This is a genomic window from Micromonospora sp. DT68 (assembly GCF_049847245.1).
GTDB classification, from domain to species: Bacteria; Actinomycetota; Actinomycetes; order Mycobacteriales; family Micromonosporaceae; genus Micromonospora; species Micromonospora profundi.
Genome location: NZ_JBNCNZ010000002.1, coordinates 375,257 through 397,441, shown reverse-complemented (window position 1 = coordinate 397,441; position 22,185 = coordinate 375,257). Strand labels below are relative to the sequence as shown.

At 69.7% G+C, this 22,185-nt stretch carries 24 protein-coding genes; 14 read left to right on the top strand and 10 right to left on the bottom strand.

Translation table 11 applies throughout. The annotated features are described in order from the left end of the window. From ACPXB1_RS05045 to ACPXB1_RS05035, 3 genes are read right to left on the bottom strand one after another with little or no spacing between them, the layout of a single operon-like run. Complete coding sequence (locus tag ACPXB1_RS05045) at positions 1 to 1,008, bottom strand: ABC transporter permease (RefSeq protein ID WP_355590835.1); 1,008 nt, start codon at positions 1,006 to 1,008, stop codon at positions 1 to 3. Further along, positions 1,005 to 2,060 (bottom strand): ABC transporter ATP-binding protein, encoded by a 1,056-nt coding sequence (locus ACPXB1_RS05040; protein ID WP_355590832.1) that lies wholly within the window; start codon positions 2,058 to 2,060, stop codon positions 1,005 to 1,007. Before ACPXB1_RS05040 ends, ACPXB1_RS05045 begins: the two co-directional genes overlap by 4 nt. Further along, positions 2,057 to 3,112, bottom strand: a complete 1,056-nt coding sequence (locus ACPXB1_RS05035) for an ABC transporter ATP-binding protein (RefSeq protein ID WP_425734898.1) — start codon at positions 3,110 to 3,112, stop codon at positions 2,057 to 2,059. Before ACPXB1_RS05035 ends, ACPXB1_RS05040 begins: the two co-directional genes overlap by 4 nt. A 630-nt stretch (positions 3,113 to 3,742) precedes the next feature. Here ACPXB1_RS05035 and ACPXB1_RS05030 point away from each other — a divergent pair. From ACPXB1_RS05030 to ACPXB1_RS05010, 5 genes are all read left to right on the top strand, one after another. Then, entirely contained in the window at positions 3,743 to 5,179 is a 1,437-nt protein-coding gene (locus ACPXB1_RS05030; RefSeq protein ID WP_425734847.1) for a TldD/PmbA family protein, read from the top strand. Positions 5,180 to 5,299: 120 nt separating this feature from the next. Further along, a complete protein-coding gene (locus ACPXB1_RS05025) occupies positions 5,300 to 6,706 on the top strand; it encodes a TldD/PmbA family protein (protein WP_425734846.1) in 1,407 nt (468 codons plus the stop codon). A 261-nt stretch (positions 6,707 to 6,967) separates the two neighbouring features. Further along, entirely contained in the window at positions 6,968 to 7,774 is an 807-nt protein-coding gene (locus ACPXB1_RS05020) for a hypothetical protein (RefSeq protein ID WP_355590823.1), read from the top strand. Between the two features lie 12 nt (positions 7,775 to 7,786). Then, positions 7,787 to 9,715: a fumarate reductase/succinate dehydrogenase flavoprotein subunit gene (locus tag ACPXB1_RS05015; RefSeq protein WP_355590820.1), complete on the top strand. Its 1,929-nt coding sequence runs from the start codon at positions 7,787 to 7,789 to the stop codon at positions 9,713 to 9,715. After that, on the top strand, positions 9,712 to 10,776 hold the full coding sequence (locus ACPXB1_RS05010; RefSeq protein ID WP_355590817.1) for a succinate dehydrogenase/fumarate reductase iron-sulfur subunit: 1,065 nt from the start codon (positions 9,712 to 9,714) through the stop codon (positions 10,774 to 10,776). The genes ACPXB1_RS05015 and ACPXB1_RS05010 overlap by 4 nt, the downstream gene beginning before the upstream one ends. Positions 10,777 to 10,936: 160 nt before the next feature. Here the strand turns inward: ACPXB1_RS05010 and ACPXB1_RS05005 are convergent, their stop codons facing one another. Beyond that, the gene (locus tag ACPXB1_RS05005; protein WP_425734845.1) at positions 10,937 to 11,377 is read right to left on the bottom strand and encodes a (deoxy)nucleoside triphosphate pyrophosphohydrolase; all 441 of its coding nucleotides are present in this window, start codon (positions 11,375 to 11,377) and stop codon (positions 10,937 to 10,939) included. Positions 11,378 to 11,560: 183 nt separating this feature from the next. On the opposite strand from ACPXB1_RS05005, the gene ACPXB1_RS05000 reads away from it, so the two are divergent. The 3 genes from ACPXB1_RS05000 to ACPXB1_RS04990 all read left to right on the top strand — a co-directional run bounded on the left by ACPXB1_RS05000 (position 11,561) and on the right by ACPXB1_RS04990 (position 13,229). Further along, positions 11,561 to 11,869 (top strand): 4a-hydroxytetrahydrobiopterin dehydratase, encoded by a 309-nt coding sequence (locus ACPXB1_RS05000; RefSeq protein WP_053660437.1) that lies wholly within the window; start codon positions 11,561 to 11,563, stop codon positions 11,867 to 11,869. Positions 11,870 to 11,917: 48 nt separating this feature from the next. Next, entirely contained in the window at positions 11,918 to 12,280 is a 363-nt protein-coding gene (locus ACPXB1_RS04995; protein ID WP_030337500.1) for a PH domain-containing protein, read from the top strand. A 214-nt stretch (positions 12,281 to 12,494) separates the two neighbouring features. Further along, positions 12,495 to 13,229: a class I SAM-dependent methyltransferase gene (locus ACPXB1_RS04990; RefSeq protein WP_425734844.1), complete on the top strand. Its 735-nt coding sequence runs from the start codon at positions 12,495 to 12,497 to the stop codon at positions 13,227 to 13,229. A gap of 161 nt (positions 13,230 to 13,390) precedes the next feature. Here ACPXB1_RS04990 and ACPXB1_RS04985 read toward each other — a convergent pair whose 3' ends face one another. Beyond that, positions 13,391 to 13,564 carry a zinc finger domain-containing protein gene (locus tag ACPXB1_RS04985; RefSeq protein WP_425734843.1) on the bottom strand — a complete coding sequence of 58 codons (174 nt, stop codon included), beginning with the start codon at positions 13,562 to 13,564 and terminating at the stop codon, positions 13,391 to 13,393. Between the two features lie 355 nt (positions 13,565 to 13,919). On the opposite strand from ACPXB1_RS04985, the gene ACPXB1_RS04980 reads away from it, so the two are divergent. The 4 genes from ACPXB1_RS04980 (at position 13,920) to ACPXB1_RS04965 (ending at position 17,358) form a co-directional block, all read left to right on the top strand. Further along, entirely contained in the window at positions 13,920 to 14,321 is a 402-nt protein-coding gene (locus ACPXB1_RS04980; RefSeq protein WP_425734842.1) for a hypothetical protein, read from the top strand. A gap of 284 nt (positions 14,322 to 14,605) precedes the next feature. Further along, on the top strand, positions 14,606 to 14,980 hold the full coding sequence (locus ACPXB1_RS04975; protein WP_355629842.1) for a VOC family protein: 375 nt from the start codon (positions 14,606 to 14,608) through the stop codon (positions 14,978 to 14,980). A 194-nt stretch (positions 14,981 to 15,174) separates the two neighbouring features. After that, positions 15,175 to 16,389 carry a PP2C family protein-serine/threonine phosphatase gene (locus tag ACPXB1_RS04970; protein WP_355590799.1) on the top strand — a complete coding sequence of 405 codons (1,215 nt, stop codon included), beginning with the start codon at positions 15,175 to 15,177 and terminating at the stop codon, positions 16,387 to 16,389. Between the two features lie 99 nt (positions 16,390 to 16,488). Then, positions 16,489 to 17,358 carry an AraC family transcriptional regulator gene (locus ACPXB1_RS04965; RefSeq protein WP_355590796.1) on the top strand — a complete coding sequence of 290 codons (870 nt, stop codon included), beginning with the start codon at positions 16,489 to 16,491 and terminating at the stop codon, positions 17,356 to 17,358. Positions 17,359 to 17,442: 84 nt separating this feature from the next. Here the strand turns inward: ACPXB1_RS04965 and ACPXB1_RS04960 are convergent, their stop codons facing one another. The 5 genes from ACPXB1_RS04960 to ACPXB1_RS04940 all read right to left on the bottom strand — a co-directional run bounded on the left by ACPXB1_RS04960 (position 17,443) and on the right by ACPXB1_RS04940 (position 20,985). Further along, the gene (locus tag ACPXB1_RS04960; protein WP_425734897.1) at positions 17,443 to 17,943 is read right to left on the bottom strand and encodes a GNAT family N-acetyltransferase; all 501 of its coding nucleotides are present in this window, start codon (positions 17,941 to 17,943) and stop codon (positions 17,443 to 17,445) included. Positions 17,944 to 18,026: 83 nt separating this feature from the next. After that, positions 18,027 to 18,380 carry a hypothetical protein gene (locus tag ACPXB1_RS04955; protein ID WP_355590790.1) on the bottom strand — a complete coding sequence of 118 codons (354 nt, stop codon included), beginning with the start codon at positions 18,378 to 18,380 and terminating at the stop codon, positions 18,027 to 18,029. Between the two features lie 67 nt (positions 18,381 to 18,447). After that, on the bottom strand, positions 18,448 to 19,533 hold the full coding sequence (gene ychF / locus ACPXB1_RS04950; protein WP_355590787.1) for a redox-regulated ATPase YchF: 1,086 nt from the start codon (positions 19,531 to 19,533) through the stop codon (positions 18,448 to 18,450). 93 nt (positions 19,534 to 19,626) lie between these two features. Continuing rightward, positions 19,627 to 20,361: a peptidase E gene (locus ACPXB1_RS04945; RefSeq protein WP_355590784.1), complete on the bottom strand. Its 735-nt coding sequence runs from the start codon at positions 20,359 to 20,361 to the stop codon at positions 19,627 to 19,629. Positions 20,362 to 20,478: 117 nt separating this feature from the next. Next, on the bottom strand, positions 20,479 to 20,985 hold the full coding sequence (locus tag ACPXB1_RS04940; protein WP_355590782.1) for a hypothetical protein: 507 nt from the start codon (positions 20,983 to 20,985) through the stop codon (positions 20,479 to 20,481). 136 nt (positions 20,986 to 21,121) lie between these two features. Here ACPXB1_RS04940 and ACPXB1_RS04935 point away from each other — a divergent pair, with 136 nt between their 5' ends. Together ACPXB1_RS04935 and ACPXB1_RS04930 are read left to right on the top strand one after the other, a co-directional pair. Next, the gene (locus ACPXB1_RS04935) at positions 21,122 to 21,631 is read left to right on the top strand and encodes a SigE family RNA polymerase sigma factor (RefSeq protein ID WP_355590779.1); all 510 of its coding nucleotides are present in this window, start codon (positions 21,122 to 21,124) and stop codon (positions 21,629 to 21,631) included. Next, a complete protein-coding gene (locus ACPXB1_RS04930; protein ID WP_355590776.1) occupies positions 21,628 to 22,116 on the top strand; it encodes a hypothetical protein in 489 nt (162 codons plus the stop codon). Before ACPXB1_RS04935 ends, ACPXB1_RS04930 begins: the two co-directional genes overlap by 4 nt. Positions 22,117 to 22,185 lie beyond the last annotated feature (69 nt).

Genomic DNA, 22,185 nt, shown 5'->3' with positions numbered 1-22,185 from the left:
CTACCGGGACGACTTCGGGTCGAGCGCGTCACGCAACGCGTCGCCGAAGAGGTTGAAGGCGAACACCAGCGCGAAGATCGTGATGCCCGGAAAGAACACGTACGCCGGGTCGGTCTGGAGGAAGTCCAGACTGCGGTAGATCATCCGGCCGAAGCTCGGCGTCTCGTCACTGAGCCCGACGCCGATGAACGACAGCGCCGCCTCACTGGTGATGAACTGCGGCACGGCCAGGGAGAACGACACCAGGATCGGCGCCCAGATGTTCGGCAGGAGCTGCCGGAAGATGATGTGCCCCAGCCCTGCCCCGCTGGCCTTGGCCGCCTCCACGAACTCCCGCTCGCGCAGCGCGATCACCTGCCCGCGTACGAGTCGGGCCGTGCTGGTCCAGCCGAAGATGGCGAAGACGGCGATCAGCACACCCACGCCGAAGGCCGCCGACACCTGCCCCCGCTCGCCGTAGAAGCGCAGCGTGATCGTGGGGGTCAGCGCCAGCGCGATGATCAGGAACGGCATGGCCAGGGTCAGGTCCGTGATCCAGTTGATCACCGCGTCGAGCCAGCCGCCGAGGTAGCCGGCGAGCGCACCGAGCACGACCCCGATGGTCGCGGTGATCAGAGCCGCCGCGAACGCGATGAACAGCGACGTCCGCAGCCCGTAGATCAGCCGGATGAAGATGTCCCGGCCCAGCCCCGGCTCCAGGCCGAACCAGTGGTCCCCGCTGACCCCACCGGCGTAGCCCAGCGGCATCCCGAAGCCGTCCAGCAGGTTCTGGAACTGCTCGCGCGGGCCGATCCCGTACGCCATCTCGATCAGCGGGGCGGCCAACCCCAGCAGCATGAAGAAGATCAGCAGACCGCCGCTGACCACTGCCGTCCGGTCCCGGCGCAAGCGCAGCCAGGCGAGCTGGCCGGGCGAACGGCCGACGACGCCCTTCGTCGCGGGCTCCCCCGGGTCGGCGCCGGACTCGATCTCGGCCAGCGCCACACCCTCCACCGGCGACAGGCTCACGACGACACCTCCTCGACGTTCGCTGCGGCCCCGCGCCCCTGCGCGACGCCCACGCCGGCCCCCGCCTCCGGACCGGCGCCGGGTGGTTCCGGGAAGTGACAGGCGGTGGCCTGGTTGCCGCCGTCGCGCGGCACCAGCGCCGGCTCCTCGGTGGCGCAGACGTCCTGCGCCTTCCAGCACCGGGTGCGGAACCGGCAGCCCGACGGCGGGTCGAGCGGCGTGGGCACGTCCCCGGTCAGCCGGATCCGGCCCGCCGGGCCGAGCTGGGTGACGTCCGGAATCGCCGAGAGCAGAGCCCTGGTGTACGGGTGCTGCGGGCGCTCGTAGATGTCGGCCCGATCGCCGATCTCCACGATCCGGCCCAGGTACATCACCGCGACGCGCTGGCAGAAGTGCCGCACCACGGCCAGGTCGTGTGCGATGAACACGAACGCCAGCCCGAGGTCCCGTTGCAGGTCGCGCAGCAGGTTGACCACCTGCGCCTGGATCGAGACGTCCAGCGCGGAGACCGGCTCGTCGGCGACGATCAGCTTGGGCCGCAGGGCGAGCGCGCGGGCGATACCGATGCGCTGGCGCTGACCGCCGGAGAACTCGTGCGGGTACCTGTTGTAGTGCTCCGGGTTCAACCCGACAAGCTCCAGCAACTCATGCACCCGGGCCTTGACCCCGCCCGGCGGTTTGATCCCGTTGACCTGCAACGGCATCGCCACGATCCGCCCGACTGTGTGCCGGGGGTTCAGCGAGGCGTACGGGTCCTGGAAGATGATCTGGAGTTCCTGGCGCAACGGTCGCAGCTCGCGCCGCCTGGCGTGGGTGATGTCCCGTCCGTCGAACTCGATGGTCCCGGAGGTCGGCTCCAACAGCCGCACAATCATCCGGCCGGTGGTGGTCTTGCCGCAGCCCGACTCCCCCACCAGGCCGAGCGTCTCGCCCGGGCGCACGTCGAAGTCGAGCCCGTCGACCGCCCGCACCAGGCCGGTGGAGCGCAGCCCCTGACGTACCGGGAAGTGCTTGGTCAGGCCGCGGACCCGCAGCAGCGGTTCCTCGCTCATCGCGCCACCCCCACGGATGCGACGTCCTCGGCGTAGCGCTCGGCGCGCTCCTGCGCGCTCAGGTGGCAGGCGACCAGATGGCCGTCCGCGCCGGCCGGGAGGAACTCGGGCACCTCCGTGCGGGACCGGTCGCCGTTGCGGTCCGCGTAGCGGCAGCGCGGGTGGAAGGCGCAGCCGGACGGCAGGTTGATCAGGCTGGGCGGGTTGCCGGGGATGGGCAGCAGGTCCGCGTCCGCGTCGCCGTGCAGCGACGGCACGCTGGAGAGCAACCCCCAGGTGTACGGGTGCTGCGGCGAGCGAAGCACCTGCTCGACGCTGCCGTGCTCGACGGCCCGCCCGCCGTACATGACAAGCACCTCGTCGGCCACCTGGCCGACCACGCCCAGATCGTGGGTGATCAGGATGATCGCCGACTGGAACTCGGCCTGGAGGTCGGCGAGCAGGTCCAGGATCTGCGCCTGCACTGTGACGTCCAGCGCGGTGGTCGGTTCGTCGGCGATCAGCAGCGCCGGGTCGTTGACAAGGGACATCGCGATCATCGCCCGTTGCCGCATGCCGCCGGAGAACTCGTGCGGGTACTGGTCGAAGCGCCGTGCCGGCTGCGGGATGCCGACCCTTTCCAGCATGTCGACAGCCCGCTGGCGGGCCTCGCGTCGGTTGGCCTTCGGGTGATGCACCCGGTACGCCTCGGCGATCTGCCGGCCCACCGTGTAGTACGGGTGCAGCGCCGACAGCGGATCCTGGAAGATCATCGCCATGTCCCGGCCGCGCAGCCGGCGTACCTCCTCGTCGGCAAGGCCGACCACCTGCCGGCCGCCGACGGAGATCTCCCCGGTGATCGTGGTCCGCTTGGGGTCGTGCAGACCGAGGATGGCAAGCGACGTGACGCTCTTGCCGGAGCCGGACTCGCCCACGATGCCGAGGGTGCGACCACGCTCGACGGCGAACGACACCCCGTCGACCGCGCGCACCACGCCGTCGGAGGTGTCGAACCGGACCCGCAGGTCACTCACCCGCAGGTAGGCGTCCTCGTTGCCGCGCTGCGCCGGCACGGTGGGATGGTCGTCCGGTCCCCCGGACGGCGCCGGATCCGATTTGTCCACGGCCGCCTCCCCTCAGTGACGAAGAGAACTTACAGGCAAGTCCCGAGGGTGAAAATAAGCTACGACGCCAGCGCCTGTCAGCGGGGCCGAGCGTAACGAGTCGGCATCGGCCCCGCAGCCCCGTCACCTCGCCATCCACGCCCATTCATCTCCTGATCGCGCCCCACGCCAAGATCTACGCAACTTCCCCGATGTTGCTGCCTCCAGTACCCGAGAGACAGCAACATCCCCGATGCTGCGCGATTCTTGACGACGAACGCCTCCCCCGAGAGACCGGGAACAGGGCTTGGGAGCCCGACCGCCGTCAAGGGTCACGCTCGAACCAGGATGTAGTGGCATCACCGACGCGCCGACACCACGACAACAAGGATGTTGCGTGATCTGGCGGCCCGCGGAGCGGGACAGGGCGGGGGCGTGGCGGGATCGGGCTACGGGGCGCGGAGGGCTACGGCGCGGGCGACGCCAGTAGCGTCAAGGTCACGTGGGGTTCTGGAGCTAGCGGAGCCGGTGTGGGCCACCGTCCGGCCGGAAGATCTGCTCCCCTGACGGCTGTCGGTCGGCTGGCCTAGGGTCGGTCGCATGACCGAGTTCGACGCGGCCACCGCCGCCGTGCAGGCCGCACTCGACGCCGGCGCCCGCTACGCCGACGCACGGGTGATGCACCGCCGCTACGAGTCGATGACGGCTCGCAACGGCGACGTGGAGGAGCTGACCCAGGACGAGAGCATCGGCCTCGGCGTCCGGGCGCTTGTCGGGTCGAGCTGGGGCTTTCACGCCGTACCCGATCTGTCGGACGCCGCCGCCCGCGACGCCGGCCGGCGCGCGGCCAGGACGGCCGCAGCGAGCGCGCGGGTGCCCGGTCCGCCGGTCGACCTGGTGCCGAGCCAGCCGGTGACCGCGAGCTGGGCCTCCGACTGCCAGATCGACCCGCTCGGCGTGCCGCTGTCGGACAAGGGCGACCTGCTTGTCGACGCGACACGCACGATGGTCGGGCACGGCGCCGACCTGGCCGAAGGGCTCTACCAGATCTGGGACACCGCGAAGTGGTTCGTGTCCAGCGAGGGCCACCGGATCGACCAGCGGATCCGTGAGTGCGGCGGGGGCATCTCGGCCACGTCGATCGGCGACGGCGAGACGCAGCGACGGTCCTGGCCCAGCTACCGGGGGCAGTACGGCACCACCGGCTGGGAGCTTGTCGAGTCGCTCGCCCTGGCGGCGCACGCCGCGCAGATCGCCGAGGAGTCCCGGGCGTTGCTGACCGCACCGCCCTGCCCGGCCGGCGAGACCGACCTGATCCTCGGCGGCGAGCAGTTGGCCCTGCAGATCCACGAGTCGGTCGGGCACGCCATCGAGTTGGACCGGATCCTCGGCTGGGAGGCCGCGTTCGCCGGCACGTCCTGGCTGGATCTGGCCCAGCTCGGCTCGCTCCACTACGGCTCCGAGCTGATGAACATCACCATCGACCCGACCATCCCCGGCGCGCTGGGCAGTTTCGGCTTCGACGACGAGGGCTCGCCGGCGGTAAAGCGGGACGCGGTCCGCGACGGTCGCTGGGTGGGGGTGCTCGCCGGCCGGGACTCGGCCGCCGTGGCCGGCCTCGACTACGGCGGCAGCGTACGCGCCGACGGGTGGGCGCGGCTGCCGATGGTGCGGATGACGAACGTCGGCCTGGAACCCGGCCCGCACACCCTGGAGGAGATCATCACGGCTACCGACGACGGGGTGCTGATGGACCTCAACCGGTCCTGGTCGATCGACGACAAGCGGCTCAACTTCCAGTTCGGCTGCGAGGTCGGCTGGGAGATCAAGAAGGGTCGGCGGGGGCGGATGCTGCGTAATCCCACGTACACGGGCATCGGCCCGCTCTTCTGGCGTTCGATGGACATGCTCTCCGGCGAGACGGTGTCCTGGGGGACGCCCAACTGCGGCAAGGGCCAACCCGGCCAGACCGGGCACACCGGTCACCCGGCCGCGCCGGCGCGCTTCCGCAACGTCCGGGTGGGGGTGTCAGCGTGAGCGCGAGGAGTGAGCCGGGTTTGCGAGCCCCGCAGTCGCGAACGAAAGGTGGCTCAGCGTGAGCGCGAGGAGTGAGCCGGGTTTGCGAGCCCCGCAGTCGCGAACGAAAGGTGGCTCAGCGTGAGCGGGTCGACGGAGGTCGAGCTGGCGGGGCAGGTCGTCGAGCTGGTGCGGCGGCTCGGCGGACCGGATGCTCAGGCCGAGGCGGTCGTGACCCGCGCGGACCTGGCGCTGACCCGGTTCGCCAACTCGGCAATCCACCAGAACGTCTCCGAATCCACAGTCGGTGTCCGGCTGCGGCTGCACGTCGAGGGCCGGACGGCCGCCGGCAGCGGCAGCGTGGTCACCGCCGACGGGCTGCGGGCCCTGGTGGAGCGCACCCTGACCGCGGCGCGGCTCTGCCCGCCCGATTCGGGCTGGCCAGGGCTGGCCCCGCCCGCACCCGTGCCGGACGCTCCGCCTGTCGACGAGGCCACCGCGCACGCCGAGCCGGATGAGCGTGCCGATCGGGTACGCGCGTTCGTTGCCGCCGCCGGTGACCTCACCACTGCGGGTTACTGCCGTACCGCGCACCGCTCGTCTGCGTTCGCCAACTCGGCGGGGCACACCGCGTACGGCCGCGCGGTGGAGGCGGCGATGGACGGCATCGCCCGTCGCGACGGCGCGGACGGGGTCGCGCGGCGCTGCGCGGACCGGCTGGCCGACCTGGACGGCGCGGAGTTGGGCGCGCACGCCGCCGCGAAGGCGCGGGCGGCGGCCGACCCGGTCGAGTTGCCGCCGGGGCACTACGAGGTGGTCTTCGAGCCGGCCGCCGTGGCGGACCTGCTGCAAAACCTGTCCTGGTACGGCTTCAACGGCAAGCGGTACGCCGAGCGGCAGTCGTTCGCCGAGCCCGGGGTTGCCCAGTTCGATCAACAGGTGACAGTGGTGGACGATCCACTGGGCGCGTCGGGGTTGCCGTTCGACGCGGAGGGCACCGGCCGGCGGGCGCTGACCCTGGTGGACGCGGGCACGACCCGGGCGGTGGCCCACGATCGGCGGACGGCCGCCGAGGCTGGTGCGGAGTCCACCGGGCACGCGATCGCGGGCGGTGCCACCTGGGGCCCGATGGCCCGCAACCTGCGTCTCGCGGGTGCCGCGGCCGGCCCGGCCAGTGCTGTGGGTCGGAGCACCACTGGCACGGCGGCCGGCGCGGTCGTCGACACCGACACCGCTGCGCTGGTCGCCGGGATGCGACGCGGGCTGCTGGTCACCGACCTGTGGTACACGCGTGTCCTCGACCCGAAGAGCCTTGTCGTCACGGGGTTGACACGTAACGGGGTGTGGCTCGTCGAGGACGGCACTGTCGTACGGGCGGTACGCGACCTCAGGTTCACCGAGTCGTACCCGAGGGCACTCGGTCCGGGCGCGGTGCTGGGGCTCGGCGCGCGGCCCGTGCGTCAACCGGACCGGGTGGACGGTACGTGGTGGACGGCCCCGTCGGTGCGACTGGCGTCCTGGCACTTCACGGGAGGCGCCTCGGGCTGATCAGCCGGGCGGAGAGTGATCTTCTTAACATCGAGCCATTGATCGGCGTGCCAGGGCTTTTCCGCAGGCCAGACACACGGGACACTCCCTTGCGCGGACGGCCCGCAAAGATCGGCGTAACGTGTGTCACTTAGCTGCGCCGGTCATCCGGCGTGGTCGTTGGTGTGCGCATGACGTGGCAGCGGGTGCGGTTCGCCGGGCCGCGTGCCGACCGGAGATAGATCAGCCCGCCCGTACGGGCCCGCCGAGGAGACGACTCGAATGACTTCAACGGCAACGAAGCCGCGGGGAGCGCGGGCACGCGCCGCCATCGCGGCGAAGACGTTGCGTACCGACCGATGGTGGATCGCCCCGCTGATCACCGTGATCGGGCTCAGCGCCTGGGTCGCGTACGCGACGGTCCGGGTCTTCATGCACAAGTGGTACTGGGTGGACCAGTACCACTACCTGACCCCGTTCTACTCCCCCTGTGTGACGGACCGGTGCGTCGAGGGCTCCTCGCACTTCGGCCAGTTCCTGCCCGGCTGGTGGATCATCCCGGACGCGGCACTGACGCTGCCGTTCCTGCTGCTGTTCCGGCTCACCTGCTACTACTACCGCAAGGCCTACTACCGGTCGTTCTGGCTGTCGCCGCCGGCCTGCGCCGTCCCGGACGGTCACAAGGAGTACAGCGGTGAGACCCGTTTCCCGTTGCTCGGCCAGAACCTGCACCGCTACTTCTTCTACGCCGCCGCGATCATCTCGCTGATCAACACCTGGGACGCGATCCTCGCCTTCCACTCCCCCGAGGGCTTCGGCTTCGGCCTGGGCAACATCATCCTGGTGGGCAACGTGGTGATGCTCTGGGCGTACACCATCTCCTGCCATTCCTGCCGGCACATCATCGGTGGCCGGCTCAAGCACTTCTCCAAGCACCCGGTGCGCTACAAGGCCTGGACGTTCGTCTCGGCGTTGAACGTCCGGCACATGCAGCTCGCCTGGATCACCCTCGGCACCCTGGCGCTGGCCGACTTCTACATCATGGCGCTGGCGGCCGGCTGGTTCTCCGACCTGCGGTTCATCAACTAAAGGGCCCCCGACATGACCACTACCACTCGCATCGAACGACACCACTACGACGTCGTCGTCATCGGGGCCGGCGGCGCCGGTCTGCGCGCGGCGATCGAGGCCCGGCTCGCCGGCAAGAAGACCGCGATCATCTCCAAGTCGCTCTTCGGCAAGGCGCACACTGTGATGGCCGAGGGCGGCGCCGCCGCCGCGATGGGCAACGTGAACAGCCGGGACAACTGGCAGGTGCACTTCCGCGACACCATGCGCGGCGGCAAGTTCCTCAACAACTTCCGGATGGCCGAGCTGCACGCGAAGGAGTCGCCGCAGCGCATCTGGGAGCTGGAGACGTACGGCGCGCTCTTCGACCGCACCAAGGACGGCAAGATCTCGCAGCGCAACTTCGGTGGCCACGAGTACCCCCGCCTTGCGCACGTCGGCGACCGCACCGGCCTGGAGCTGATCCGCACACTCCAGCAGAAGATCGTCTCGCTTCAGCAGGAAGACAAGCGCGAGTTCGGCTCGTACGACGCGCGTATCAAGGTCTTCTCCGAGACCACGATCACCGAGCTGCTGCTCGACGGTGACCGGGTCGCCGGCGCGTTCGGCTACTACCGGGAGTCCGGGGAGTTCATCCTCTTCGAGGCGCCCGCCGTGGTGCTGGCGACCGGCGGCGTCGGGCGCTCCTACAAGGTCACGTCGAACTCGTGGGAGTACACCGGCGACGGTCACGCGTTGGCGCTGCGCGCCGGGGCGACTCTGATCAACATGGAGTTCCTCCAGTTCCACCCGACCGGCATGGTCTGGCCGCCCTCGGTGAAGGGCATCCTGGTCACCGAGTCGGTCCGCGGTGACGGCGGCGTGCTGAAGAACTCCGAGGGCAAGCGGTTCATGTTCGACTACGTCCCCGACGTCTTCCGCAAGCAGTACGCGGAGACCGAGGAGGAGGCGGACCGCTGGTACACCGACCCGGACAACAACCGCCGTCCCCCGGAGCTGCTGCCCCGCGACGAGGTGGCCCGCGCTATCAACAGCGAGGTCAAGGCCGGTCGGGGCTCCCCCGCCGGTGGCGTCTTCCTGGACATCGCGAGCCGGCGTTCGGCCGACGAGATCCGGCGACGGCTGCCGTCGATGTACCACCAGTTCAAGGAACTGGCCGACGTCGACATCACGGCCGAGCCGATGGAGGTCGGTCCGACCTGTCACTACGTGATGGGCGGCGTCGAGGTGGACCCGGATTCGGGTGCGGCCTTCGGCCACGTACGCGGGCTGTTCGCCGCCGGTGAGGTCTCCGGTGGCATGCACGGCTCCAACCGGCTGGGCGGCAACTCCCTGTCCGACCTGCTGGTCTTCGGCAAGCGGGCCGGTGGGCACGCGGCCAGTTACGCCGACGGGCTGGACGCCCGGCCGAAGGTCGCCGTGGACGCCGTCGAGGCGGCTGTGGAGACCGCTCTCGCGCCGCTGCAGCGGGACACCGGCGAGAGCCCGTACACCCTCCAGCAGGACCTCCAGACGGTCATGGGGGATCTGGTCGGCATCATCCGTCGCGAGGGTGAGCTGGCTGACGCCCTCGTACGGCTGGCCGAGCTGCGCGAGCGGGTGGCGAAGGTGAGCGCGGTCGGCGGTCGGCGCTACAACCCGGGCTGGCACCTGGCCCTGGACCTGCGCAACATGCTCGTGGTCTCGGAGTGCACCGCGAAGGCGGCGCTGGAGCGGCAGGAATCGCGCGGCGGGCACACCCGGGAGGACTACCCGGCGATGGAGCCGAAGTGGCGGCAGGTCAACCTGGTCTGCTCGCTGGACGGCGACACCGTACAGCTGACCCGTAAGCCGCTGCCGAAGATGCGGCCGGAGCTGATCGGCCTCTTCGACCGGGCGGAGCTGGCCAAGTACCTCACCGACGAGGAGCTCGCCGACTTCGACGCTCTCGTCGCCGACGCTGGAGAGGCGGACAACCGATGAGCGCGAAGCGTCAGTTCCGGATCTGGCGGGGCGACGAGTCCGGCGGTGACCTTCAGGACTACATGGTCGAGGTGAACGAGGGCGAGGTCGTCCTCGACGTCATCCACCGCCTGCAGGCCACCGACGCGCCCGACCTGGCCTGCCGGTGGAACTGCAAGGCCGGCAAGTGCGGCTCCTGCTCCATGGAGATCAACGGCAAGCCGCGGCTGGGCTGCATGACGCGGATGTCGACCTTCGAGGAGACCGAGACGGTAACCGTCACCCCGCTGCGCACCTTCCCGATCATCCGGGACCTGGTCACCGACGTCTCGTTCAACTACGAGAAGGCGCGGGAGACGCCGGCGTTCGCCCCACCGGCGGACGTCGCTCCGGGCGACTACCGGATGCAGCAGGTCGACGTCGAGCGCTCGCAGGAGTTCCGCAAGTGCATCGAGTGCTTCCTGTGCCAGACCGTCTGCCACGTGATCCGTGACCACGACGAGAACAAGCCGGCGTTCTCCGGCCCGCGGTACTTCATCCGGGCAGCGGAACTGGACATGCACCCGCTGGACGCCCGGACCGACCGCAAGGAGTACGCACAGGCCGAACAGGGCCTCGGCTTCTGCAACATCACCAAGTGCTGCACGGAGGTTTGCCCCGAGCACATCAAGATCACTGACAATGGGATCATCCCCATGAAGGAACGGGTCGTCGACCGCAGGTACGATCCCCTTGTGTGGCTTGGTAGCAAGATCTTCCGTCGGGGCGAGACGCCCCAGACCAGCGTGACCACCGCCCGTCAGGGCTCGGCGACGTCGCCGGGCGCGGCAAGGGGCGGGGTGCACTCGCACGCGGGTGGCTCGCACGACCCGCAGGCCGAGGCGCAGGCGCAGAGCGGCGTCAACTGGCACCGGGAGGTGCCCCACCCGACCGCGCCAGCGGTCGACGAGCGGGGCAAGCTGCCGCTTACCGAGTTGACGTTCGACAGGCCTGCCGCGCCGTCGCCGTTCGGCGACGACGTGACCTTCCCGCTGCCTCCGGACGAGCTCAACTTCGCCCACCCGGACCAGGACAAGCACTAAACGGACAACGCGAGGGGCCGGCGGCACAGCCGCCGGCCCCTCGCTGCACTCCGCCCTCACCGCGCGCCCGCCCGCGCCCACCGCGCTCCTGCGCTTCCGCGCCGCGGCTCCGGCTCCGGCTCCGGCTCCGGCTCCGGCTCCGGGGAGCCTTCGTGCGGCGTTACAGGGTTTTGAGCAGGGGCCGTAGGGCCGTCACGATCGGTGCGTCGGCGGGGAGCCAGGTCACCGAGTCCAGTTCGTCGGCGGCCAGCCAGCGCAACCCCTCGTGTTCCAGGGCCTGCGGCTCGTCGTCGCCCACCAATCGCGCGGCGTACACCTTCAGCACCGACCGACCGTGGGCCATCCGCACGTTGCGGCCGACCCGGTCGCCGATCTCGACGCGTACGGCCAGTTCCTCGACGCACTCCCGGATCAGCGCGTCGGTCTCGGTCTCCCCCGGTTCGACCTTTCCACCAGGGAATTCCCACATGCCGGCCACCTCCGGCGGGGCGGCACGCGCGCACGCGAGCACCCGCCCGTCCCGGATGATCGCCGCCCCGACGATCACTTTCAGGTCCCGTCGATCGCCCTGCCCGCCACCACTCGCCCGTTCGGTCTGCACGGGCGTCCAGGGTGCCAGATCAATCGGCGGTTTGGGTGCCGTCGTCGTCCGCAAGGCCAACAGAACCCGGAAGTGTGGGCGTGGACACCTCCCACGAGCGGGGACAAACTAGAGAGCACCGACAAGACACGGGATGGCGACGATTTGGCCACAAGCCGACAACGGCGCTTGGGGGGTGCGGTCATGCGGGTGTTGTTCAACAGCCGAGCCAAGCACGACTATCTGTCCGACGCGTTGACCCTGTTATCCGGGTGGACGCGGGAGGGCGAACAGATCCGGCGAACCCTCGTGATCGACGATACCCAACACGCGGCGTTGACAGAACGGGTGAAGGTGGTTGCGGACGCACTGCACCTACGCCCCGAGATCAGCCGTCGGTCCGACAGCACCCAGATCCGGGTCGGGCACGGCAACGGCGAGCCTCTGACCGAGGGCGAGGTCCTGCTGGCCGCCCGCATCGAGGACGCGTACCGGGCGGTCACCGAGTCCTGAGCCTGACCGCGCCACGGCGGCTGGCGCCGGTTTTCTAGCCTTGAAGGCATGGCGAACATCGCGTACGACCGCAAAGAGCAGGTCCAGCAGATCGAGAGCGGACTCCTCGAGGGCGAGCAGATCATCGCCGTCTACGACGCCGTGGGCACCGGCACCGGGTTCATCGGGCTCACCGATCGGCGGGTGATCATCCAGGACCGTTCCTTCGTCGGGAAGCGGTTCGCGATCACCAGCATCCCGTACTCGAAGATCACCAGCGTGAGCGTGGTCAGCAACAAGTCCTGGGGCGGGTCGTTCTTCTCCACCGGTGCGATAGCCATCCACGTCGGCACGCACACCTACGAGGTGGAGTTCCGTGGCGCGCAGAAGAGCCACCACGTACACAACGTGATCCTGCACCACATCTCCTGACCACGCGCACTACCGGGCCCGGCTGGCGTAATTGCCTTGCCGGGCCCCTGCCGTCTCTGGTGTCCTCACTCGACAGCCGCCGGAAGGGAGCAGCGACATGCCCAACACGACGAAGTCCCCCGAACCCACCGTCATCCGACCTGAGGAATCGAGACTTCGTGAGCAGACCTGCTCAGCGCACCTGTGACGCCCTGACCAACCTCGGAGGCCGCTGATGTCGGCCTTCGACGATCCCGGCCTGTTCGGCCGGCTGTGGGCCGCCGACTACGACAGCGGCGACACCAACCCCGACCCGATGCCCGCCGTCGACTTCCTGGCCGACCTGGCCGACGGCGGCCCGGTCCTCGAACTGGCGATCGGCACCGGCCGGGTCGCACTGCCGCTGGCCGAGCGCGGTCTGACCGTGCAAGGCATCGAGGCGTCCGAGGAGATGCTCGCCCAGATGCGGGCCAAGCCCGGCGGCGACCAGATCCCTGTGGTCGTCGCCGACATGGCGGACGTACCGGTGACAGGTGAGTTCCGGCTCGCGTACCTGGTCTTCAACACGCTGTTCAACCTGGTCGACGCCGAGCGGCAGGCGGACTGCTTCCGCAACGTCGCCCGGGTGCTGTCACCCGGCGGCGCGTTCGTGATCGAGACGTTCGTGCCCGACCCGCGTGACTTCGACGCCGACGAGCAGGTGCGGGTCCGTGCCGTCACCGAGGACTCGGCGACGATCCGGCTGCACTCCTACGACCGGTCGGCGCAGCGGTTCATCCGGCAGACCATCACGTTCGACGGTGACGGTGTGCACCTGAAGCCGTTCGCCATGCGGTACGCCTGGCCGCACCAGATCGACGAGATGGCCCAGCAGGCAGGGCTGCGGCTCACCGAGCGGTACGCCGACTGGCACCGGCGGCCGTTCGACGCGAGCAGCCCGGCGCACATCTCCGTCTACCGCAAGCAGTAGTGGCGGTTGGTCGGCTCCGGTTCCACAGCGTCGGGAGGCACCAACGCCTCGCCGTCAGGGAACCGGAGCCGGCCTTGCCAGCGGTCGCGAGGACCGGCCTTCCTTCCGCGCTGGATTCCGCAGGTGGCCGAGGGAGCCGGGCAGGAGCACTCGCGTGTTGATCAGGCGAGCGGAGCGGGAAGCGCCGCTTGCCCCTCGATCACCTTCTCCACCACATCGACGCGCTGCCGGTGCAGGATGTCGCCGTTCAGCGGTTCGCCCGGCACGTTGATACAGCGCTGGCCCGGCGCGGCATCGCAGACCGGGCATACCAGGAACAGCCCACCGGCCGGCATCAGTTCGACCCCCTGGGCCAGGGCCGATCTGCCGATCTTGACCAGCGCCCCGTAGAGGTTGCCATCCTGGTGCCGTGCCGTGCCGCGGCAGCTGCGACATCGTGCATCCCTTCCCAGAACTGCTCGACGGCCCTTGGCTCGTTGATGTCGATACGCACGGCAGCACATGCCCCTCCGCCGATCGATCAAACGTTGACGCGGGGGCCCTGCCAACCTGTCGATCATGGTGCGGTCGTCACCGGGACCAGTGCCCGACGCTGCTTCCGAGGTCGTCCGGCCTCGGCCCGTCTACACCTCTGCCGGCAGTCGGACTGCCGACAGCAGGCCACTCCCCGACTACGACATGGATGCCCCGTTGAAGGCGATCAGGCGGCTGATGTTGGAGTCGAACGGGCTCATCACCGTCGCCCTGCGGCGGACGTACATCGAGACGGGCAGCGGCAACTTCCGCACCGACCTCGCGGGCCTGAAGAGCTACCGGCTGGACGACACCTGGCTGACCAGCCCCTGGTCGCACATCGAACCGGCGATGGCGTACCAGCTCGGCCTACCGATCCTGATCCTGCGCGAGAAGGACGTCCCTGAGGAGGGTCTGCTCCAGAAGGGCGTGGTCGGCATGTACATGCCGGAGTTCGACCTCGACGGGTCGACCGAGAACTACTTCGACTCGCCTGAGTGGAACGACCTGATCTTCAAGTGGGAGGCGCAGGTCCGGGCCGTCGTAGACCGCAAAGGGCTGCCGCCGCAGCTCCACTGAGCCGGGCGGGTGACGGGTAACCCCTGATCAACGTTGTGGCAGTGCCCGGTCCGTCGGACAACAGGATGTCGATCATCGTACGCCGCATGGGGTCGCCAATCGCCGACCACGGTTCGTCGTGAACGGTGGTGCTCACGACGTGGTGCTCACGGAACCCTGTCTCGGTCATCCGGACGAGCGTGCCCGCGCCACTCGGCACCAGGTCGAAGGTGATGAGCAGTGCCTGCCCGCTGCGGTCCGTGTCGGTGAAGCACCTGTCATACCGGTGGCGCACAATCTCGCGCATGTCTGAGCCAACGCCACACGGCCATCACTCCATCGACTACGTGGAGTTCACGGTCACCGACCTCGAAATTGCCAAGCGCTTCTACGCCGACGCGTTCGGCTGGCAGTTCAACGACTACGGGCCGGGATACGCCGGCATCCGCAGCCCGCACGGCGAAACCGCACCCGAGGTGGGCGGCCTCCGTGTGGATAAGGAAGTCCGGGCGGGCGGCCCGCTCGTGCTGCTCTACTCGAAAGACCTGGACCAGTCCGTGCAGGCCGTCAAGGACGCCGGCGGTCACGTGGTGAACGGGCCGTACGAGTTCCCCGGCGGGCGGCGCTTCCACTTCACCGACCCCAGCGGCAACGAGCTGGGCGTCTGGGCCGAGCGGTAGCAGCCCAGGCCGGCCTTCTCAGACCGTTGTGAGGCCGAAGGCGAGTCGGGCGATCTTAGCCGGGTCGCGGCCATCCGCGCGGCTCGTTCCCGGCCGCCGACCGGTGCCGCACCTCAGCGGCCGTCGGCTGCACCAGGTCCGAGCTTGACCTGCGCGCGATCAGCAGCAGCGGACTGCACAGCTAGGATCAGCGGGTGGTTGCGACCAGCGGAGTCACGGACGCGGAGCGGTTACGCCGCATTGAGGCCGTGACCGATGCGACGCTGTCCCGGCTCGACGCCGCCGACCTCTTCGACGAGCTGCTCGACCGGGTCCGCGAGCTGCTGCGCGTCGACACCGCCGCCATCCTGCTTCTCGACGTCCACGCCCGGCAGCTTGTCGCGACCGCCGCCAAAGGGCTGGAGGAGGAGGTCCGGCAGGCATTCCGGGTCTCCGTTGGCCGGGGCTTCGCCGGTCGGATCGCCCTGACCCGTCAACCAGTGATCATCGAGCAGGTCACCGCCGAGCAGGTGATCAATCCGGTCCTGCTGCAAACCGGGGTGAAGTCCCTGCTCGGTGTGCCGATCTTCGCGCGCGGTGATCTCATCGGCGTCCTGCACGTAGGGACTCTCACGCCACGCCGGTTCGCACCCGACGACGTCCGGCTGCTCGAACTCGTCGCCGACCGGATCGGCGTGGCGAACCAGGCCCGCGCGCACAGCCTGGACCAGAGCGCCGCCCTGGCTCTGCAACGGAGCCTGCTCCCCACGGAGCTGCCCAAGGTGCCGAATCTGGAGATGGCCGCCCGCTACGTCCCCGGTCACGTCTCCGGAGTGGGCGGCGACTGGTACGACGTCTTCCCCCTGCCGTCGGGGTGGTTGGGAGTGGTCATCGGTGACGTGTCGGGGCACGGACTCCAGTCGGCCGTGGTGATGGGTCGGATCCGGAGTGCGCTGCGCGCGTACGCCCTGGTGTCGCACGATCCAGCCGAGGCGCTGACCCTCCTCGACCGCAAGGTCAACCACTTCGAGACCGGCAGTCTCAGCACCGCGCTGTACGCGATGATCTCCCCGGACGGTACGACGATCAAGGTCTCCCTGGCGGGGCATCTGCGCCCCGTGATGGTCGTGCCTTCGGAGCCCACCGCCCTGCTTCCCGCCAGGGTCGACCCGCCGCTCGGCATCCGCCACCGGATTCCGCAGCGGCGCAGTACGACTGTGGACTTCCCGCCCGGTGCGGTCCTGGTCTGCTACACCGACGGGCTCGTCGAACGCCGTGGCGAATCGATCGACACCGGCATCGGCCGGCTGGCGGCCGCCGTTCCGCTCGAACCTGCCGAGACCGTCTGCGCCGCCGTCATGGCGACCCTCGACACCGAGAACCCCAACGACGACATCGCCCTGCTGGTCATCCGTCGAACGGCGCCCTGACCGCTCGCTGGCCACCTCGGGCATCTGATCGGATCGGGCCGCTACGGTCGGGCGGGGCCGGGGTCCGTTCAGCCAAGCTCGATGTCGAAGGGAGGTCTCGTGATCGCGGCACTCAATCGACTTGTCGATCTGGTGGAGAAGCACCTCACCGATGACGTCGACGTCAACGAACTGGCCAAATCGCTCGGCACCACCGAATACCACCTGCGCCGGATGTTCTCGTCGTTGGCTGGCATGCCCCTGTCGGAGTACGTGCGCCGACGCCGCATGACCGTGGCCGCAGCCGACGTCGTACGGGGGGACGGCGATCTGCTGAGCATCGCCGTCCGGCACGGGTACGGCTCGACCGAGGCGTTCGGTCGTGCGTTCCGGGCGGTCCATGGCGCCGGCCCCGGTGACGTTCGTCGCGACGGAGGTCCCCTTCGCACACAACCGCAGCTCAGGTTCCGCCTGACAGTCGAAGGGAGCATCCCCATGCACACTCGTATCGTGGAACGCCCCGCGTTCCGGCTCGCCGGATACGCGGCTCGGGTCCCGCTCATCCACGAGGGCGTCAATCCGCACATCCAGCAGCACATCTCCGGCCTGCCGATGGAGGCGCATCTCCAATTGAAGGCCCTCAGCGACACCGACCCGGCAGGGCTACTGCAGGTCAGCGACAACGTCGACCCCGACGCCACCGAGGGCAGCGAACTGACGTACCTGCACGGGGTTGCGGTGTCCCTGGACACGCCGGTCCCCGACGACCTCGACGCCATCGAGGTGCCGGCCGGCAGGTGGGCGGTATTCCGCAGCGCCGGGCCCTATCCGCAGACGCTCCAGAGCACCTGGGCCGCGACGGCCACCGAGTGGTTCCCGTCCAACCCGTGGCGCCTGCGGCCCGGCCCGTCGATCGTTTCGATGGTGGAGCGCGCGGACGACTTCAGCACCGCGACCTGCGAGCTGTGGCTACCTGTCGAACCGACCTGATCCGAACGACGGGCAATCCGGACGGCATCCCGGCCCGTGTGTCTGCTGTCGCAGGCACACGGGCGTCCGGGATCCGGCCGGACGTCACGACTCTGCGGGGCTGGCCAGGTCCAGGAACATCACATGCAGCCCCACCAGGCCGTGCTCTGGATGATCGAACGCTTCGGGGACGGTGGCGAGCACCTCGAAGCCCAGCGACCGCCACAGTCGCACGGCCACCTCGTTGGTCTCGACCACAGCGTTGAACTGGATACTGCGGTATCCGCTGCGCCGCGCCCAGTCGACGACGTGCTGGCCCAGGTGCCGACCGACGCCACGGCCCGCGTGCGCCGGATCGACAATGAAGCTGGCGGTCGCGACGTGGGCTCCACGGCCGGGCCGGTTGGGGCCCATCTTGGCGCTGCCAAGCACTGTCGACCCATCAACCGCGACGACGGTACGCCCCGGCGGAGCTTCCATCCACAGCCCACGAGCCTGGTCCAGAGTGAGATCCTCCGGGTAGGCGTACGTGTGCCCCGCTGCGACGATCTCGCTGAAAAAGGGGTAGATCGCAGGCCAGTCGGCGTCCTCGGCGTCACGGATCATCACCGGATCACCGTAGGGGCTGCTCGACGGGGTGGGCAACGCGATTCAGCCCAGCCGGGCGTCGAGCACGTGACGCCGCGCATCTATCTGCTGCCCAACCAGTACGGAGGCGGCGGTGGTGAGATGCTCATCGGTCCGTGCCGGTCGCGAACGTAGGTGCCGTAGTCCACGAAATGACGACGGCGGCCCAGGTAATGCGCATAGTGCTCGAAGTGCCACCGGCAATTCTCGATGAACTCCGCGTGATCACCCAATCCGAGGCGATCGCAGACGGTTGCGAACTCGTCTAAGCCGTCCAGCAGTTCCGCACACTGCTCCGCTGTCGCGCCATCCGGCCCCCACAGCACGCCCACTGGAAGTTCATGGATCGCGTAGGCGATCCAGTCACGGTCGCGGGCATAGCCGAGTCGGTCATCGGACTGCTGATCGGATTCCACACGACATTGTGAGCCGCAGGAACCAGCCACGAGAAGCGACGTGGATCAGGCAGACGTCGGACCGGAACTAGACGTTGAAGCGGAACTCCACCACGTCGCCGTCCTGCATGACGTACTCCTTGCCCTCGATGCGGACCTTGCCCGCCGCCTTGGCCGCCGCCATCGATCCGTGCTCGACCAGGTCGTTGTAGGAGACCACCTCGGCCTTGATGAAGCCGCGCTGGAAGTCGCTGTGGATGACGCCTGCGGCCTCCGGCGCTGTGGCGCCGACCGGGACGGTCCAGGCGCGCGCTTCCTTGGGGCCTGCGGTGAGGTACGTCTGGAGGCCGAGGGTGCGGAAGCCGACCCGGACGAGCTGGTTGAGGCCGGGCTCGTTCTGCCCGATCGACTCCAGCAGCTCGCGGGCCTCGTCCTCGGGCAGGTCCACCAGCTCAGATTCAATCTTGGCGTCCATGAAGACGGCCTCGGCGGGGGCGACCAAGGCGCGCAGTTCGTCGAGGAACGCCTCGTTTGCCAGCTCGGCCTCGTCGACGTTGAAGACGTAGAGGAACGGCTTGGTGGTGAGCAGGTGCAGCTCGCGCAGGTGCTCCAGCTCGATCTTGGCAGCGGCGGCCCCGGAGTACAGGGTCGTGCCGCCGTCGAGGACCTCGATGGCAGCCTTCGCGGCGGCGACGGCGGCCAGGCGGTCCTTGCGGAGCTTGGCCTCCTTCTCCAACCGCGGCAGCGCCTTGTCGAGGGTCTGGAGGTCGGCGAGGATCAACTCGGTGTTGATCGTCTCGATGTCGTCGGCCGGGGAGACCTTGCCGTCGACGTGCACCACGTTCGGGTCGGAGAAGGCCCGGACGACCTGGCAGATCGCCGAGGCGTCCCGGATGTTGGCGAGGAAGGCGTTGCCCCGGCCCTGCCCCTTCGACGCGCCGCGCACCAGGCCGGCGATGTCGACGAACGACACCGGGGCGGGCAGCACCTTCTGCGAGGAGAAGATCTCGGCCAGCTTGCCCAGCCGCTCGTCGGGGAGCCCGACCACGCCGACGTTGGGCTCGATGGTGGCGAACGGGTAGTTCGCCGCCAGCACGTCGTTCTTGGTCAACGCGTTGAAAAGCGTGCTCTTGCCGACGTTGGGCAGGCCGACGATGCCGATGGTGAGACTCACGACGAGCCAGCTTACGCCGGTGCCGACCAGGCGGGTCCAGCCGGCTCCGATTCGGCCGTCAGTACGGCCAGACGATCATGGTCGACGAGGCTGTCAGCCGATCAGGCGTGGGGCGATGACCGCCTCCTGGACGCTGCCGTCCGTCGAACGGCTCACCTCGTACGCGGAGACGCCCTCGCGGTCGGCGACCGCCTCGACCAGCTCGGTCCCCCGGTAGACCAGGCCGACGCCGTCATCCGTGCAGTGGCTGGTCGGCAGCGTCCCGTTGCCGACCAGCTCGTGCATCAACGGTCGCCGCTGGGCCTCGCTGTCGTAGTGCACCCCGTTGCCGTACGGCAGCCAGCCCAGCCCGTCGGTGAAGCCGCGCAGCCGCAGGCCGAAGCTGTCGGTGGCACCGCCCACATGCCAGCAGATCGAGCCGGCGGACACGCCGCCCAGCACCACGCCGGCCTGCCAGCACTCGTGCAGGATCTCGCCGAGGCCGTGCACCCGCCACACCGCCACCAGGTTGGCGACACTGCCACCACCGACCCAGATCACATCCTGGGCGAGCAGGTGGGCGCGGACGTCGTCGACGTTCGGCATCGGGAACAGCGCCAGGTGCGACGGCCGGAACCGGGTGTCGGCGAACGCGCCGTAGATGGCGGCCAGCGATGTGGGCTGGTCACCGACGGCCTGCCCGAGGTAGCAGATCCGTGGCTGCGGGCCGGCCTCGGCCAGCTCGGCGGCCAGCTCGAAGACCGGGCCGGGACGCAGATCCAGCGGACCGCGGTCTCCCCGGCTGAAACCCATGCTTGTGGCGAGGATCGTCGGTGCGCTTGCGGGCATGGGCGTCCCTTCCGTCGGTGCGGTGCCGCGTCCATCCTGCCCCAGCCGCCGAACGGCCGGGGGCGCACCCATGTAGAGGCCGGCCCCTCCACGCCGGCGAGATGAGCTGGCGCGGCGTCAGCTCGGCCGCCGCTGACGGGGCACCGCACCCTCGGGCCAGTGCCCCGGCGGCAACTCGTCCAGCGGCCGGTCGGTCGGGGGTAGTTGCGCGGCGGCGGCGCGGGGCAGCGTGAACCGCTCAGGGGCTGCCGGCCCGGCCCACACCGACTCGCGCAGCATCCAGCGCACCTCGTCGGCCGTCCAACCCAGCCCCGGTCGGGTGGCGATCTCCCGGACCAGCCGCCGACCGGGCCGGGTGTCATCGTCGTAGAAACGCATGCACCAGTGGTGTGTCCACATCCCGAGTGCCCGGAGGCCCGCGTCGTCGAGTGACCGCACCAGCCGGCCGCAAGCGGTGTCGGCGAACGCCTGCTCGGGGTCGGCGGCCCGGTCCCGCTCGATGGCACCGACGGCGGCCGGCGCGACGGCCCGCATCCGGCGGTAGAAGGACTGCACGACGGCCCGGGGCAGCGGCGGGAAAGCGCCAGGTGTCGACGCCGCCGCCCGATCCGCCACGCTCGCCATCGCCGTACCCCTTCTTGAGTTGGTGGCCGGACGTTACCCGCCACGACCGACACTTTCGGACGGACAACACCGTCGAACGTGGATAGCGGCGACGAGCTGAGGCGTCTGTAGAGGTGACAACGAAAGGGAGGTGGTTGTGGACGAGGACGAACGACTCCGACTGGCCGAGTTCGTCAGCAGCCGGACTCCGGCGCTGATGCGGATCGCGTACCTGTTGACCGGGGACCGGAACGCAGCCGAGGACCTCCTGCAGTCGGCGCTGGCGCGAGCCATCCCGAAGTGGGCGACCATCCGCCACACCGACCCCGAGGGGTACCTGCGCGTGGTGATGTACCGCCAGCAGATCAGCTGGTGGCGGCGCCTGCGCCGGTGGCGGGAGACGCCGCTCAACCCGGCGGACGAGCCGGTCGGCGCCGACCCGAGCGGTGGGTCGGACGTGCGGTTGGCGATGCGCGCCGCGCTGCGGCACCTGCCGCCGGCCCAACGGGCGGTGGTGGTCCTGCGCTATTACGAGGACCTGCCCGAGGCCCGGGTCGCCGAACTGCTCGGCTGCTCGGTGGGCACTGTGCGCAGCCGTACCCACCGGGCGGTCACCCGACTGCGGGAGTTGCTACCGGAGATCGAACTGCTGGAGGTACGGCGATGACCGAGCCCTTCGAGCACCTCATCCGCTCCACCCTCACCGACCTGGCTGAGGAGGCACCGATCGTGCATGACCAGTTGAGCCGAGCGGAACGGCGGGTACGCCAGCGGCGTCGCGTCACGGTGACGATGGGGGCGGTGGGCACCGTGGCCGCCATCCTGATCGCGGCACCCATCGCCCTCGCCGCGACCGGCTCCGACCAGCCGCGACCCGTCGCGCCCAGCCCGGCCGGCCCCGCTGCCGAGCCGCCCACCGCACCCGGGCCACCCGGCGTGCCGGCTCCTCCGACCGCGAAACCGACTGACGTTCCCGCCGCGCCCGGCGTACCCAGTTCGGGTCGACCGACCGACGCGCCGGCCCCGCCGCCGCCCGGCAGCCCGGCGGGACCGCCCGGCAGCCCGCCCGGTGCGCCGGGCCGCCCGGCGGAACCTCCGCCGCCGGGGGTTCCGACCGCCAGTGCGAACGCGCCCGGGCAGCCAGCCCGCTGAGCTGATTCCCGGCCGGTCAGGCCGAGTACCGCTCGGGGCCTGACCGGCCGGACCGCTTCCTCGACGGCG

Bases quoted from the DNA above. Each gene is read 5' to 3' on its own strand.
- ACPXB1_RS05040 (WP_355590832.1), bottom strand. From the start codon at position 2,060: ATGAGCGAGGAACCGCTGCTGCGGGTCCGCGGCCTGACCAAGCACTTC.
- ACPXB1_RS05030 (WP_425734847.1), top strand. From the start codon at position 3,743: ATGACCGAGTTCGACGCGGCCACCGCCGCCGTGCAGGCCGCACTCGAC.
- ACPXB1_RS05020 (WP_355590823.1), top strand. From the start codon at position 6,968: ATGACTTCAACGGCAACGAAGCCGCGGGGAGCGCGGGCACGCGCCGCC.
- ACPXB1_RS05015 (WP_355590820.1), top strand. From the start codon at position 7,787: ATGACCACTACCACTCGCATCGAACGACACCACTACGACGTCGTCGTC.
- ACPXB1_RS05010 (WP_355590817.1), top strand. From the start codon at position 9,712: ATGAGCGCGAAGCGTCAGTTCCGGATCTGGCGGGGCGACGAGTCCGGC.
- ACPXB1_RS05000 (WP_053660437.1), top strand. From the start codon at position 11,561: ATGCGGGTGTTGTTCAACAGCCGAGCCAAGCACGACTATCTGTCCGAC.
- ACPXB1_RS04995 (WP_030337500.1), top strand. From the start codon at position 11,918: ATGGCGAACATCGCGTACGACCGCAAAGAGCAGGTCCAGCAGATCGAG.
- ACPXB1_RS04990 (WP_425734844.1), top strand. From the start codon at position 12,495: ATGTCGGCCTTCGACGATCCCGGCCTGTTCGGCCGGCTGTGGGCCGCC.
- ACPXB1_RS04985 (WP_425734843.1), bottom strand. From the start codon at position 13,564: ATGCCGGCCGGTGGGCTGTTCCTGGTATGCCCGGTCTGCGATGCCGCG.
- ACPXB1_RS04975 (WP_355629842.1), top strand. From the start codon at position 14,606: ATGTCTGAGCCAACGCCACACGGCCATCACTCCATCGACTACGTGGAG.
- ACPXB1_RS04960 (WP_425734897.1), bottom strand. From the start codon at position 17,943: ATGATCCGTGACGCCGAGGACGCCGACTGGCCTGCGATCTACCCCTTT.
- ACPXB1_RS04945 (WP_355590784.1), bottom strand. From the start codon at position 20,361: ATGCCCGCAAGCGCACCGACGATCCTCGCCACAAGCATGGGTTTCAGC.
- ACPXB1_RS04940 (WP_355590782.1), bottom strand. From the start codon at position 20,985: ATGGCGAGCGTGGCGGATCGGGCGGCGGCGTCGACACCTGGCGCTTTC.
- ACPXB1_RS04930 (WP_355590776.1), top strand. From the start codon at position 21,628: ATGACCGAGCCCTTCGAGCACCTCATCCGCTCCACCCTCACCGACCTG.